15 protein-coding genes are annotated in these 12,915 nt (G+C 41.2%); 4 read left to right on the forward strand and 11 right to left on the reverse strand.

Annotated features, from left to right (window positions below; translation table 11 throughout):
- Positions 1-4: 4 nt before the first annotated feature.
- The 4 genes from JS40_RS07620 (at position 5) to JS40_RS07635 (ending at position 4,262) form a co-directional block, all read left to right on the forward strand.
- Positions 5-919: a NifU family protein gene (locus JS40_RS07620; RefSeq protein ID WP_034259585.1), complete on the forward strand. Its 915-nt coding sequence runs from the start codon at positions 5-7 to the stop codon at positions 917-919.
- A 99-nt stretch (positions 920-1,018) separates the two neighbouring features.
- On the forward strand, positions 1,019-1,219 hold the full coding sequence (locus tag JS40_RS07625; protein WP_034259588.1) for a dodecin family protein: 201 nt from the start codon (positions 1,019-1,021) through the stop codon (positions 1,217-1,219).
- A 145-nt stretch (positions 1,220-1,364) separates the two neighbouring features.
- Entirely contained in the window at positions 1,365-3,407 is a 2,043-nt protein-coding gene (locus JS40_RS07630; RefSeq protein ID WP_316932512.1) for a thioredoxin domain-containing protein, read from the forward strand.
- A gap of 6 nt (positions 3,408-3,413) precedes the next feature.
- Positions 3,414-4,262: a mechanosensitive ion channel family protein gene (locus JS40_RS07635; RefSeq protein ID WP_034259593.1), complete on the forward strand. Its 849-nt coding sequence runs from the start codon at positions 3,414-3,416 to the stop codon at positions 4,260-4,262.
- Between the two features lie 14 nt (positions 4,263-4,276).
- Here JS40_RS07635 and tsaB read toward each other — a convergent pair whose 3' ends face one another.
- From tsaB to cyoE, 11 genes are all read right to left on the reverse strand, one after another.
- On the reverse strand, positions 4,277-4,936 hold the full coding sequence (gene tsaB / locus JS40_RS07640; protein WP_034259596.1) for a tRNA (adenosine(37)-N6)-threonylcarbamoyltransferase complex dimerization subunit type 1 TsaB: 660 nt from the start codon (positions 4,934-4,936) through the stop codon (positions 4,277-4,279).
- Complete coding sequence (locus tag JS40_RS07645) at positions 4,936-6,225, reverse strand: efflux RND transporter periplasmic adaptor subunit (RefSeq protein WP_034259599.1); 1,290 nt, start codon at positions 6,223-6,225, stop codon at positions 4,936-4,938. Before JS40_RS07645 ends, tsaB begins: the two co-directional genes overlap by 1 nt.
- Before the next feature lie 2 nt (positions 6,226-6,227).
- A complete protein-coding gene (locus JS40_RS07650) occupies positions 6,228-7,559 on the reverse strand; it encodes a TolC family protein (protein ID WP_034259602.1) in 1,332 nt (443 codons plus the stop codon).
- 93 nt (positions 7,560-7,652) lie between these two features.
- Positions 7,653-7,880, reverse strand: a complete 228-nt coding sequence (locus JS40_RS07655) for a hypothetical protein (RefSeq protein ID WP_034259605.1) — start codon at positions 7,878-7,880, stop codon at positions 7,653-7,655.
- Positions 7,881-7,884: 4 nt separating this feature from the next.
- The gene (locus JS40_RS07660) at positions 7,885-8,415 is read right to left on the reverse strand and encodes a DUF420 domain-containing protein (protein WP_034259606.1); all 531 of its coding nucleotides are present in this window, start codon (positions 8,413-8,415) and stop codon (positions 7,885-7,887) included.
- A gap of 1 nt (position 8,416) precedes the next feature.
- Positions 8,417-9,037 carry an SCO family protein gene (locus JS40_RS07665; protein WP_034259607.1) on the reverse strand — a complete coding sequence of 207 codons (621 nt, stop codon included), beginning with the start codon at positions 9,035-9,037 and terminating at the stop codon, positions 8,417-8,419.
- A gap of 5 nt (positions 9,038-9,042) precedes the next feature.
- Positions 9,043-9,687, reverse strand: coding sequence for a hypothetical protein (locus JS40_RS07670; RefSeq protein WP_034259608.1), 645 nt, complete (start codon positions 9,685-9,687; stop codon positions 9,043-9,045).
- Between the two features lie 134 nt (positions 9,688-9,821).
- Complete coding sequence (locus JS40_RS07675) at positions 9,822-10,205, reverse strand: cytochrome C oxidase subunit IV family protein (RefSeq protein WP_034259609.1); 384 nt, start codon at positions 10,203-10,205, stop codon at positions 9,822-9,824.
- An 18-nt stretch (positions 10,206-10,223) separates the two neighbouring features.
- Positions 10,224-11,204: a cytochrome c oxidase subunit 3 gene (locus JS40_RS07680; protein WP_034259610.1), complete on the reverse strand. Its 981-nt coding sequence runs from the start codon at positions 11,202-11,204 to the stop codon at positions 10,224-10,226.
- A 135-nt stretch (positions 11,205-11,339) separates the two neighbouring features.
- The gene (locus JS40_RS07685; protein ID WP_034259611.1) at positions 11,340-11,921 is read right to left on the reverse strand and encodes a cytochrome c oxidase subunit 3; all 582 of its coding nucleotides are present in this window, start codon (positions 11,919-11,921) and stop codon (positions 11,340-11,342) included.
- Positions 11,921-12,814, reverse strand: coding sequence for a heme o synthase (gene cyoE, locus JS40_RS07690; protein WP_034259612.1), 894 nt, complete (start codon positions 12,812-12,814; stop codon positions 11,921-11,923). Before cyoE ends, JS40_RS07685 begins: the two co-directional genes overlap by 1 nt.
- Positions 12,815-12,915 lie beyond the last annotated feature (101 nt).

Here is a 12,915-nt window from a genome sequence, read left to right on the forward strand (position 1 = left end):
TTAAATGTCTGATTTTAACATTCATATACAACCCACAAATAACGAAAATATTGTAAAATTTGTAGTCAATTCCTTTTTAACACAGGCAACTAGCTACGAATTTAAGAATATTGACGAGGCAGCTGCGAGTCCATTAGCCCAGCAATTATTCTATTTGCCCTTTGTGAAGACTATTTACATCTCTCAAAATTTTATTGCGATTGAAAAATACAATATCGTCACTTGGAAAGATGTAGAAATCGAAGTTTCTCAGGCTATTAGCGATTATTTGAATTCGGGTAAAGCGGTTATTCTCGAAACCAACGCACCTAAGAAGGTGCCTGTCACTATCTATGCTGAAAGTACCCCAAATCCTTCGGTTATGAAATTTGTGGCTAATAAGCCTTTGGTAACCGGCACTTTCGAATTTAAGAATATCGATGAAGCAGTACATGCACCGCTTGCCAAGGAATTGTTCAGTTTTCCATTTGTGAAGGAAATATTCATTAGTGCGAATTATGTTTCTGTAATGAAATACAATGTTGCTGAATGGCAGGAAATCTCAATGGAAATTCGCGAGTTTATTCGAAAATATATTGAAGGCGACAAACCTGTACTTTTGGATGAAATGCTTCAGAAAGAGAGTAACACAGCAGCGACAACTTCCGAAGTAAACAAAGAGACAAACGACAACTATTCGGATATCGATAAAGAGATCATCGCCATCCTTGATGAGTACGTGCGGCCGGCCGTTGCCAGTGACGGTGGCCATATTGCATTTGATTCTTTCAACGAAGAGACTAAAACGGTTCGCGTCTTGTTGCAAGGTGCCTGCAGCGGCTGTCCCTCTTCCACCATTACCTTAAAGAATGGTATTGAGACCATGCTTAATGAGATGCTACAAGGGCGTGTCACTAAAGTAGAGGCTATTAACGCATAATTGTTTATTTTCTCTCTGCAGAGCAAGGTTTAACGATATTTTGACAACTTTTGGCACTTAAAATTGTATTTTAGGTAACTAACATAAAAACCTAAGAAGATGGCTGTATTAAAAGTTATAGAAGTATTGGCAAACTCCAATGAGAGTTGGGAAGATGCTGCCAAAAATGCAGTAAAACATGCCGCCAAGAGCGTAAAGAACATCCGGTCTGTCTATGTGCACGAACAAAGTGCCATAGTGAACAATAACGATATTACCGAGTTTCGGGTGAATGTGAAAATTACATTTGAAGTCAATTAAATTATAAGACTTTTTTACATGAATACGCTTTTGATGATCAAAAGCGTATTTTTGTTTTTCTATTTTTCAACCTATGCGCTATCTTTTTCCCGTAGTCCTTATTTCTCTTCTGTTTTTATCGTGTAATTCTTCAAATAAAAAATCTTTGGAAACACATCAATATACCAATGAACTTATAGACGAGACAAGTCCTTACTTGCTTCAACACGCCCACAATCCCGTGAACTGGCGCGGTTGGAATGAGAAAACACTGGATAAAGCTAAGCAGGAGAACAAACTTATGATTGTAAGTATTGGGTATGCGGCCTGCCACTGGTGCCATGTAATGGAGCGTGAGAGTTTTGAGGATTCTACTGTTGCAGCGGTGATGAACCAGCATTTTATTTCGGTGAAGGTGGATCGTGAGGAGCGTCCGGATGTCGACCAAATCTATATCAATGCGGTACAGCTTATGACCGGTAGCGCAGGATGGCCACTAAATGTGATCACTTTACCCGATGGTCGTCCCGTTTGGGGAGGCACTTACTTCAAAAAGGAAGAATGGATAGCAGCTATCAATAAAATACAGGAGATCTACGAAAACGAACCGGCCAAACTGGAAGAATATGCCGCTAAACTGGAAGAAGGTGTAAAGAGCATGGATCTTGTCACTTTTAATAAGGACGTTGTTGACTTTACAAGCTATGATACCAAAAAAGTAATCGAAAAATGGTCGGCCGGTTTCGACCACAGATATGGCGGGTATAAAAGAGCGCCAAAGTTCATGATGCCTAACAACTATCATTATTTATTACGTGAAGCCGTACAAACTGAAAATGAAGAACTCCTTGCGTTCGTGACCTTGACCTTGGATCAAATGGCCTACGGGGGGATCTACGACCAGATAGGTGGCGGTTTCTCGCGTTACAGCGTGGACGAGCGCTGGCATGTGCCGCACTTTGAAAAGATGCTCTACGATAATGCGCAGCTTGTGAGCCTGTACAGTGATGCATTTTTGGTTACTAAGAAAGCACTTTATAAGGAGGTCGTTCAAGAAACGCTCGATTATATACAGCGGGAAATGACCACAGCCGAAGGTACATTTTATTCGTCTTTGGATGCCGACAGTGAAACAGTTTCGGGGGAGCTTGAAGAGGGAGCCTATTATATCTATACACAAGCAGAGTTAAAACCGTTGTTAAAGGATGATTTTACGCTTTTTAGTGAATATTACAACATTAATAGCTTCGGAAAATGGGAAGGAGATCATTATATATTGCTTCGGAATGAGGACGATGCTACGTTTGCCTCAAATTTCGGACTTACGACTGAAGCATTTCAGAAAAAGAAAGAAACATGGAAAAAGACACTTTCCCAATTCCGAAACAAACGCCCAAAACCCCGACTGGACGACAAAACACTAACTTCGTGGAACGGGCTGATGCTAACGGCTTATGTAGATGCCTATAAAGCCTTTCAGAAAGAAGAATACTTAGCAGCTGCCTTAAAAAATGCGCAATTCATCGCCTCGACCCAATTACAATCCAGCGGCGCATTGTACCACACGTATAAGGACGGCAAAAGCAGTATCAATGGCTATCTGGAGGACTACGCAGCGGTGATAGAAGGATACTTGGCATTGTATGAGGTAACCATGGATGCTGTTTGGTTAGAGCGGTCAAAACGCCTAGCAGATTATACCTTCTCGTATTTCTTTGATGAAGAAAAGCACATGTTCTACTTTACTTCAAAAGAAGATGCCAAACTCATGACACGTACTTTTGAGTACAGGGATAATGTCATTCCTGCCTCCAACTCCATTATGGCCAAGAACCTCTTTAAGTTGTCCCATTACTTCGACAAACCGAAGTACGGAGAGACCAGCAAACAAATGCTGAAGAATGTCCTTCCTGAACTGGAACAATACCCATCCGGTTTTTCCAACTGGATGGACCTGCTCAGGAATTATCAATCCAAGTACTTTGAAGTGGTGGTGGTTGGCCCTGAAGCTGAAGAACAAATAGCTGCGCTTCACACGTACTACATCCCTAATATGCTAATTGCAGGAAGTACCACACAGCAGGACGGCTATCTTCTGGAAGGACGCTTTGTGGAAGGTGAAACATACATCTATGTATGTGTGAACAACACCTGTAAATTACCGGTGAAGGAAGTAGAAAAGGCAATTGAAACAATTAAAAATTTTTAAAGAACGATGGAAAAATTCAAAGATATAGATACCTACATTCAAGAATACGGAGAAAAGTTTATCGACTTCTTACCTTCATTAATTGGTGCCGTACTATTGTTGCTTATAGGTTTGTGGGTGATAAAGTTCATCAATCGCCTGGTCAACAAATTTTTTGCGAAGAAGGAGTTTGATGTCACCTTGGAAAGGTTTGCAGCAAACCTCATCAATTGGGGGCTCAAGATCGTGTTATTCGTATTAGTTATAACACAACTAGGGGTGGAATCTGCAAGTCTGGTAGCGATCATTGGTGCCGCCGGATTGGCGATAGGTCTTGCCCTCCAAGGCTCACTGGCAAACTTTGCCGGGGGTGTGCTTATCCTGCTATTGAAGCCTTTTAGAGTAGGTGATTTTATAAAAGGACAAGGTGTGGAAGGTACTGTAAAGACCATATCTATATTCAATACGCACTTAACTACTTTTGGGAATCAGCTCGCTATAATTCCCAATGGAAAATTGTCCAACGATACGATCATAAATTACACCGAAGAAGGAATTCGCAGAGAAGCGATCATCTTTGGCATTGGATACGACAGTGATATCAAACAAGCGAAAGACATACTGTTAGGTCTGGTCATGGAGCAGGAGACAGTATTAAAGTTAGAGGACAAGATGCCTATGGTCGTAGTTTCAGAATTGGCAGACAGCTCAGTAAACCTGTCGGTACGGTACTGGTCCAAGAACGAAGATTTCTGGAATCTGCGCTGGCATATCCTTGAAGAAGGAAAGGCACGGCTTGAAGCCGCCGAGATTGTAATCCCGTTTCCGCAAAGAGATGTACATTTATATAAAACAGAAAGTGATTCAAAATCGTAGCTCTACGACTTAGATTATCCCGCAATAAAATCCTTTAAGTAATACGGTTCAAAATACGCGACATCCTCGATATCGTTTTTCTTGAACTTAGCGTCGGCAATTGAACTCATTTGCGCTGCCGAAGGAAGATAATCTTCCATAAAAACAGCGTTGGAGTGTTGACATATTGTTTTAAACTTTGGGACCCCGTTTCCTATAAAAACAGTGGTTCCCTTTTCAAGATATTCTGAAAATGAAAGAGGGGTAAGAATCTCGGCTTTGGTCGCTCGAATCTCGGAAGCATTTTCAAATACCGAAGCATAGACTTCCATACGTCTTGCATCCAACAAAGGGATACAAAACCGAGCTTTCGAATCGTTCGCCTGCAATGCCAGTGACCGCAAGGTTGCAACAGAGATAAGCGGAATATCCAAGGACATACACAAACCCTTGGCAGCAGATACTCCAATTCGCAAACCTGTGTACGACCCCGGGCCTTTACTAACGGCAATTGCATCCAGTTTGTTCTTTTCGATATCTGCTTCGGCAAGAACGCTTTCAATAAAGGGATGTAACTTTTCAGCATGAGAATACCCTCCTTCCATATCTTCCTGTAATGCAATAACGCTTCCATTTACTGAAAGCGCTACTGAACAATTTGTGGTGGAAGTTTCAAGACATAATATAGTAGCCATTAGTTCTCTTCTGTTTCTTTTTCTAATTTGGCAGGAGCTGCCACTTCTATCTTATCTCCGGATTTAAGTGTTTTGGTAACTGTATTATACGGTCCTGTAATGACCACATCGTCCTTTGTCAACCCCGAAGTGATCTCAATATTGGAATCGTCCTGTATGCCGGTTGTTACAACACGTAACTTCGCTTCATCTCCGTTCTTTACATAGACACATTCAAATTTTTCGGTGTTCACTGAAGTAGTTTCGCTCATGGCCGGTTTTTTCACGTCGCTAGTATCATTCTTGATCACGATCGCACTGATGGGTACACCAATGACATTTTTCTTCTTATTGGTAATGATGTCTACTGTGGCTGTCATTCCGGGACGGAAAGGAGAATAGAATTCGGGTTTTCCTTCGGTAAGATCTTTATAAGATTCTGCGAGAATTCGAACTTTTACTTTGAAATTAGTCACTTGATCTGCAGACAAGGCGCTTTGTGCAGAGTTTGCAATTTCGGTAACGACCCCTTTGAATTCGCGCTTTAGGTAAGCATCCACCTCCACAATTGTGGAATCTCCCAAGGAAACTTTCACAATATCATTCTCGTTCACATCAACTTCAACTTCCATATTGTCCAAGTTAGCCACCCGTACAATCTCGGTACCGGCCATTTGCGCCGTTCCTACCACGCGCTCACCCAGCTCAACAGACAATTTTGATATGGTACCATCCATTGGCGCAAAAATGGACGTACGTGATAAGTTATCTCTGGATTGTTTTACATTTGCCGCAGCACTTTGAACGTTGTAGTACGCCGACTGCTTATTCGCCTGTGCCACTTCATAATCGGCTACAGAGCGGTCCCATTCCGATTTAGAGATCACCCCTTTTTCGAACAAGGTCTTGTTCCGGTTATAGTTAAGTTCGGCATTTCGCAAACTGGCTTCAGCCTGTGACAATTGCGCCCGTACGTTTTGCAAACCTGCTTGAGATTGGCTTAAAGCAGATTGAATAAGGTCCGGATTGATCTTTACCAATAGGTCGCCCTTTTTTACCTGTTGTCCTTCCTTTATGGGTAATTCGATGATCTCGCCAGATACTTCAGAAGATAACATCACCTCCACCTCGGGCTGTATTTTTCCGGTAGCCGCGACAGTTTCAATGATATCAAGAGGCTCGATCTTGGTGATCTCCACTTCTTTTACATTGCCGGTTTTACCGAACCAGCCGGCCTTTTTACCAACAATAAGTAATACAATGAGCACTGCTATTACTGAAACAATAATGATAAGTGTCTTTCTCTTCATAATTAGAACTTTAATTCGGTTGCGGGTACTCCAAAATACAATTCGAGTACTTTTAGTTTAAAAATATAATCGTATTTCGCTCGATTCACTTCAATTTGTGCATTGTCGTATCGTAATTTCGACTGACTGAAATCAAATGCATTGGTCAATCCCACGTCATAACGATCCCTGGCATATTGAAAAGCCAATTCTTGTGATTCTAATGCTGCTTTCGCCGCCTCATACGATTTTAGCGCTCCTTTTGCATCGACATAGGCCTGGTAGACATTCGATTCCAGGTCCAATTCTGCCTGTTCCAACTGAAACTTACTGCGCTGCAAATTGATCTTATTACGTTGCACATTACCACGAACCGACAATCCGTTTAAGATAGGTACATTAAGTTGCAGGCCGTACCCAATTCCGTCGTTAAGATACAATTGCTCCGTAAAATCACGTTCCAAGGGGTCATTATCTGCATATCGAGTATTGTATCCAAAGAAGGCTGAAAGGGTTGGATAATACGCCCCGCGGGCTATTTGAAGGTCCTTTTCTGCCAATTCTACATTTTTCTCTGCGATCTTTACTTCAGCACGATTTTCTTTCGCCGATGTGATGATGGTAGTCACATCCTGTGCTGAAACACCTTCATCAATTATTGTAAAATCTTCGTCTGCGATGTCAAAATTTTGATAATCCTCTACCAATAGTAATTGTGCAAGGTTTATTTTTGAAATGGTAAGTGCATTCTCGGCAATGGCGATCTGCTGTAGTTCGCTCGCATAGGTTGCTTGTATCTCCAACAGATCGCCTCGCGGAAGCACGCCGCCGTCGACAAGATCATTGGTGCGTTCTATTTGAGATATTGTTACTTGATTTTGTGCTTTGATCACTTCCAAGTTCGCTTTGTTCAATAGTATCTGCAAATATGCATTTGCAACAAATAAAGCAATATCATCTTGCATTTTGGTAAGTCTGTATTGACTTGCCAAAGCCGAAAGTTTTGCGCGTTGTACCTGTCTAATATTACGCAGACCGTCGAACAAGGTGTATCCGGCGTTAATAGAACCCGAGGCTGATAAGAAAGTCGTACTCTCCAATTCGTTATTGGTGGGGTTCAAACTTAACCCTGTGTTTTTCGAAACCGACCCATTGGCATTAATGGATGGTAAGAAGTTACCTATCGCATCCTGTTTTTCAACATCGGTTAAAGCAACATCAAGGAGGCTTTGTTTTACAGATATGTTATTCTCAAGAGCGTGCGTTACACATTCTTTAAGCGTCCAGTTCTTCTCTTGTGCGAAGTTCGAAACTCCCAAACAAAGGAAAAAGAATAAGGCTATATAATTCTTCATAAAGTGGGTAATTGCTAATTTGTCTAGTGATCGACCAATGTGTTACAAAGTTGACAAAAAATAATCTTCTCACACCCAGTGACGACACAAGAATTACGCTTCGGTCTTTGCCTTCTGCCTGCTACGGTAGATCACATATCCAATACCGCCAATGAGCAAGTAAGGAAATATCATTAAATAGACGATCCCGTTATTGATCCCTTTAGCAGCTTGTCCACCCTCTTCACTTTCTAAAACAGCACGGCACATGGCACATTGCGCTTCAGCGGGCAGTACACACAGTACGCATATCAGGAAAAAAAGGATGCCGGTTCGGTTCATGTTTCTAATAATAAGGAGAAATCATAAGATACACAATAACGCCCGTAACCGCAACATAGAGCCACAGCGGGAAGGTGATTCGTGCAATCTTTTTATGAGCAAAAAAGTTTCCTGAGATGGCACGTACATAGGTGATCAATACAAATGGGATAACCACGATCGACAAAAGGATATGGCTCAATAAAATAAAATAGTATACATACCTAATTACGCCTTCCCCTCCAAAAGGAGTGGAATCTGATGTCATGTGATACGCAACGTACATTACCAAAAAGATAACGGAGAGCATTATATTTATCTTCATAAGTCGTTCGTGAGCAATTCTGTTGCCTCTTCTTATTTGTATCACGGCAGTCACCAACAAGACTGCGGTAAGAGCGTTGATGGATGCATAGATAGGCGGCAGAAACCCCAGACGTTCAACACCGGGAATTCTAATAGTAAAAAGTACTGCTACCGCAAGTGGAATAGCTATGGAAAGAATCCAAATCCAGACGGTGTATTTTTTTGAAGTACTTGTTGAAATTTGTGACATACTATAATAACTGTTTAATATCCTCCATGAGCATTTTTATACTTTCTTCTTCCAGACCATCGTAATAAATGATGGGATTCCCGTTTTCGTCGATACGAGAACGGATCTTACCTTCTTGATCCACAAGAGCGAAAAAACCCGAGTGTTCAAAGCCGCCTTCAACATTAGGAGCTTCGCCTACATACAGATTAAAACCTTCGTTGGCCAATTTAAAAACAGCATCCTTCTCTCCCGTCAACAGGTGCCAATTCGGGTTAGTGATCCCATAGCTTTCGGCATATTCTTTTAATATTTGCGGTGTGTCGTATATTGGATCGATACTGAAAGATGCGATCCCAAGGTTTGGATTTCCGTAAAATTCATTCTGAATTTTCACCATATTGCGATTCATGATCGGGCATATCGACGGACAGGTTGTAAAGAAGAACTCTGCAACGTAGACCTTTCCTTCATAGTTTTCGTTAGTGATTGTCTTTCCGTTTTGATTGGTAAAGCTAAAGGCAGGAACATCGCCAATAACAACCAGATCGGGTTTTGAATAATTAGCTACGATCTTTGGAACGGCCCAAATTCCGAAGAGCAAAATGACCAAGCTAATGCCTATGTACGAATAATTTTTCATCAATCTTAAATCTCTCGATCTGCTTTGTATTTTTTCAATTCCAGACGATACTCTGCCAAGATTACCTTAATATCATCACTCATTTTATTATTTATTTCGGCCACATCGCGGGCATCGAAACCATACAACACCCCAACATCTTCGTCATCATCCCTTCCGCGAAGTCCTCGATCCTTATCTATTATAAAGACATAGGGCGTACTGTAATCGGATCTGAGGACATGATCGGTCTTGAGTGAATCGAATACCTGCTGAATAGCATCGGTACTTCCAAATACAAACTTCCAGTTAGACATCGAGGCCATTTCTTTTAACTTTACTTGAAGTGCTTTCGCTTCAATTTCAGTCCCCTTCTCCAATAGAATGACCAGTTGAAAATCTTCAAAACCTTCGTTCTTCTTATAGATCTTCTGGATAAGATTGAAAGCGTTGCCATGTTTGGAAGCCACCTCATTTCCGAAGAAACCTAACACGGTAATATGATCTTTCAACACTACAGGATTTCCCTCCAAGGTATGGAACTTCGTAAGCTCTGTTACCCCAGGAGTAAGCACAGGAAGTTTCGCGAAGTTATTGACTCCCGAAGCAAAGAAAATGTATGCCGTTATGGGTAGTAAGAACAAAACCCCGAGAACTAAATACTTTTTCATTTTTATGAGTCAATTTTTTGAATGGCAAAAATACGGCCTGCGCAGTCTTTTAGCAACCTTTCGAGGTTAATTTTTTGTTTTTGAGGCATAAAAAAAGCCCTGATGAACAGGGCTCTTAAGGTTTGATGAATTTTTTAGAAATCGAACTTAACGTAGTTGGATTTGTATACATCGAAGATATAATCGCCTTCGATCAAGAGTATTAAAACAAGATAGCAGATCAAGAAAATGGCTGTCCATACCACCGCGCGCCGTAATGATTTCTTCTCATCGCGCATGTGCATGAAGTCCCAGGTAATGTAGTAGGCCTTTACCAAAGTAAGGATGATGAATATCCAGTTGAGCAATTTCATCGCCAAGAAGCGATTATCGATAAGCACCTCGGGCTTAATGATACCTAAAGCAACTTCAATGATGGTAACAATTGACAGGAATGTGAATACACCCCAGATTTTTGCTTCGTTAGACTTAAACTTTATAAGTCCTCTAAAAATTTCTAATTTATGTTCGTGTGCCATTTTTAACGAATTTGCTGCTTAAACAAGGTAAAAGAATGTAAATACAAATACCCAAACCAAATCTACAAAGTGCCAATACAATCCTACTTTTTCAACCATTTCATAACTTCCCCGACGTTCGTAAGTACCAATCACTACATTGAAAAAGATGATGATATTAATAAGAACCCCGGACAATACGTGAAACCCGTGGAACCCTGTAATGAAGAAAAAGAAATCGGCAAAAAGAGGTGTCCCGTACTCATTATGTCTCAGGTTTGCTCCTTCAACCACTATTTTTCCATCGTTGACAATTTTTGCAATTGATTCTTCCCTGCTCAAAACGGTTGGGAAACCATTTTCGTCCAGATACTGAGTACGGACCAACAGACTTTCATCCGCCAAAAATCCGGCCTTTACTTCTTCAAAGCTAAACGTTGTTTGAGTAGGTTCTGCCATGTACCAAACCCCATTGCTTTCTTCATGAACGTTACGAGCCGTAGGAATCTTCGTTGCAAAATCGGCGATTGCGACGCGCTCGCCTTCGGTGTTTAAGAATTGGAGGATCTTACCTCCTTTGGTCTCTACTGCCCCGTAATCTCCTTTGATGAATGTTGCCCATTCCCACGCCTGTGATCCTACGAAAATAGCACCGCCTATAATGGTAAGGAACAAATAGAGGATTACTTTATTTTGCTGCATTTTATGACCTGCATCCACCGCAAGTACCATGGTCACGGAAGAAAATATAAGTATAAAGGTCATAAAAGCCACATAGTACATAGGAGCATCTACCCCATGTAAGAACGGGAAGTGGGTAAACACTTCATCTGCGATAGGCCAAGAATCTATGAATTTGAAACGAGAAAAGCCGTAAGAGGCTAAGAATCCTGAAAACGTTAAGGCATCTGAAACGATGAAAAACCACATCATCATTTTTCCGTAGCTGGCGTTCAATGGTTGGTTACCACCACCCCATGTTTTTCCTTCGGTACCTGTTTTAGCAACAGTAGCTTCCATACTGAGAATTTGGTGTTAAATAAAGCACAAAAATAGGTATTATTTTTATCTAACGAAACATCCACCTTTAATTTATCGAAATCCAACAGATTTAGGGCAAGTCACGCCTCTGTGATTCTTTTAAAACAAGTAGAATTATCGAACGAAATAAAAGAACAAAAACAGATAAATCCACAGAATATCAACGAAATGCCAAAAAGTGGCCGCAAGTTCTACCCCAAGGGTCTTTCCACCTGTATACTTTAGTTTATAATGATTATAAATTACAACCAGTAAAGCAATGAGGCCCATCGCGATATGAGCCAAGTGCATAAGCACCACCAAGTAAATAAATGAGGTGGTGATGGTACTTTCACTTCCGGTAAAATAATACCCGTTCTCAATGATCTGTGAAAATCCCAAAAACTGCAACCAAACAAACCCTATTCCCAGAAGCAGCGTACTTACAAGCAAGAACATTCCCAAGGAATTCTTCTCTTTACCGACATTGACTTTCGCCAAATGCATGGTCACACTACTTAACAGGATAACGACCAAACTAATATAGAACGCATTTGGTATTTCAAAATCGGTCAACCAATCGGGTCGTTCCTTGCTTACCACATAGGCACTCGTCAAACCTGCAAAACTCATAGACAGACTTATGATCCCAAACCACAACATCATCTTCTTTGCTCTCCGTATCTTCTTATCCTCGGTTCCTTCGGTATAATCCATTATCTTAAAAATTTATCGAGTACGTAAATAATTTGCAGCAGTGTAATATAGCTTACGCTAATAAGCATGAGCTGGCGTGCCGCTTTTTCAGTCTTAAGTTTATATAGCCTTAACGCGTAATAAATGAACCCTACACCCAAGAGACCTATTAGTAGTGCCGAAACCGGTGTAATATAAAGATCGCCCGTAACCCCTGCAGCTGGTATAAGGGAGGCCAGTACTGTCCAAATACTGTACAATACTACTTGTATGGCGGTTCCTTTGTCTCTTCTTCCGTTAGGCAACATATAGAAGCCTCCTTTTTTGTAATCTTCAAACAAGAACCACCCAATAGCCCAAAAGTGAGGGAATTGCCAAAAAAATTGTATCATGAACAGGGTGCCCGGCTCGATACCAAAATCGTTGGTAGCAGCCACCCATCCCAACATAAAAGGAATAGCTCCGGGAAATGCTCCCACAAATACTGAAAGTGGGGTCTTGGTTTTAAGCGGTGTATACAAACTCACATACATAAAGATGGAGATCGCACCAAACATGGCTGTTTGAGGGTTAATTATATACAGCACCACGATACCTGTAATGGTAAGGGCACTGGCCAATATGAAGGCACTTGAAACGCGCATGCGCCCAGCCGGAATGGGTCGGTTTTTAGTACGATCCATCAAGGCATCCAAGTCCTTTTCAATTATTTGGTTGTAGGCATTGCTGGCGCCCACCATACAATACCCGCCAATAACAAGCAAGAACAATGTAAAGAAATCGATAGTCTCAGCCCCTAACAAATAGCCCGCCACTGAAGAAAAAACAACACTAACCGATAAGCGCACCTTTGTGATCTCGGTAAAGTTACTTATAAGCGATTTCGATACAGACTGTGAATGGGTAATGGCCACTTATTTGTTTTTAGCGAAACACCTAAATGAATACCTAGATATTTCAGGCTGCAAAGATACACTACCCAGCATTTTTCCGCAATATATATTGCATATTGTTA

Origin of the sequence: Altibacter lentus (assembly GCF_000746845.1) — a bacterium.
In the GTDB taxonomy this organism is placed as follows: Bacteria; Bacteroidota; Bacteroidia; order Flavobacteriales; family Flavobacteriaceae; genus Altibacter; species Altibacter lentus.